This window comes from Elioraea sp. Yellowstone, from assembly GCF_006704265.1.
In the GTDB taxonomy this organism is placed as follows: Bacteria; Pseudomonadota; Alphaproteobacteria; order Acetobacterales; family Acetobacteraceae; genus Elioraea.
Genome location: NZ_VIKA01000269.1, coordinates 1 through 1,775 on the forward strand (window position 1 = coordinate 1; position 1,775 = coordinate 1,775).

Annotated in this window: 1 protein-coding gene; it reads right to left on the reverse strand. The window is 73.4% G+C overall.

Features of this window, described 5'->3' with window-relative positions:
* Window positions 1–1,775: penicillin-binding protein 2 (locus FK498_RS18565; protein WP_141857169.1), on the reverse strand; the 1,775-nt coding region annotated here is incomplete at both ends.

Sequence of the window (1,775 nt, forward strand, 5' to 3'; positions counted from 1 at the left end):
CGGCCGTGAGAAGGGCGAGGACGGAGATAGGGGCGCGCATCATGGGCGGATACATACGGGGCGGGCGCGCGGGCGGGGCCTGCCCCGGCAGCGTGATGGCGAGGGCGGCGCGGATCGTCTCGGTCTCCGGTTCCGGCACGATCCCGAGCAGGGGCCCGATCCGTTCGATCACCTCCTTCGCCGCCGGTGCGGCGACCCAACCGCCGGTGGCGTAGCCGTGCGTGTCGCGCTGCGGCTTCGGCTCGTCGATCATGAGATAGACGACGTAGCGCGGCGCATGCGCGGGGAAGATGCCGGTGAAGGAGGAGATGCGGGCGTCGCGCAGGTAGCGTCCGTTGGCGCCGACCTTCTGTGCCGTGCCGGTCTTGCCCCCGACGAAGTAGCCCGGCACATCCGCGCCCTTGCCGCTGCCGTGGGTGACGGTGAGCCGCATCAGCCGGCGGATCGTCGCCGAGGTCTCGGCGCGGATCACGCGCTCGCCGGGTGGCGGGCTCGCGCCGTCCCGCGCGAGGATGGTCGGGGTGCGCAGGATGCCTCCGTTCACCATCGCCGCCGTCGCGGTCGCGACATGCAGGGGGGTGACCGAGATGCCGTGGCCGAAGGCGATCGTCATGGTGTTGATCTCGCGCCACTGCCGCGGGCCGGGCGCGAGCGGCAGCGCGGTCTCGGGCAGCTCGATGCCGAGCCGGCGGGTCATGCCGAGGCGTTCGAGGAAGGCGCGATGCCGCGGCACGCCGACCTCCAGCACCATCCGCGCGGTGCCGATGTTGGAGGAGTAGGCGAAGATCTCGGGCACGCTCAGCCAGCGGTTCTTGCCGCGGAAGTCGCTGATCGTGAAGCGGCCGTAGGTGATCGGGCGCGAGGCGTCGAAGCCCGAGGTGAGCCGCACCGTGCCGAGATCGAGCGCCATCGCGGTGGAGAGGATCTTGAAGGTCGAGCCCGGCTCGTAGACGCCGACGGTGATGCGGTTGAAGCGCGCCTCGGCCGGCGCGGTCGCGGTCTCGGCGGCGTCGTAGTCGGGCAGGCTGACCATCGCCAGCACCTCGCCCGTGTCCACGTCCATCACCACGCCGGCGCCGCCGATCGCCTCGAAGCGGGCGATCGCACGGCCGAGCGCCTCGCGCAGCACATGCTGCACGCGGATATCGAGCGAGAGGCGGAGCGGCGTGCCGACCTCCGCGCGCAGCCGCGCATCGAAGGCGCGCTCGACGCCGGCGATGCCGTTGCCGTCCACGTCCGTGCCGCCCAGCACGTGCACGGCGGCACGCCCCTGCGGATAGACGCGGCGCTCGGCACGCTGGAAGTGCACGCCCGGGATGCCGAGCCGGTTCACCGCATCCTGCTCGCGCGGGGTGAGGTGGCGGCGGATGTAGACGAACTGACGGTCGCCCTCGAGCCTGGGCGCGAGCAGCGCGGGGTCGAGGTCGTGCAGCACCGTGGCGAGCTTGCGCGCCGCCTCCGCCGGATCGGCGATCTCGCGCGGATTCGCGTAGAGCGCGGCGGTGGGCAGGCTGGCGGCCAGCAGCACGCCGTTGCGGTCGGTGATCGAGGCGCGCTCGACGCGCGGCTCCTCGGCGATCACCGCCTGCGGCGGGGCGACGATGCGCGGCTGGCCGGCGGAGAGCAGGGTGACGTCCACCACGCGGCCGGCAAGCGCGAGGAAGAGCAGGCCGAAGGCGCCGGCGCCGACCGCGAGGCGCGTGCGCGCGGTGTCGATCTGCGCGCGCCGCCGTCCGTCCGAGGTGGTGGCGACGGGAGGGCGGTGCGGCTCGACG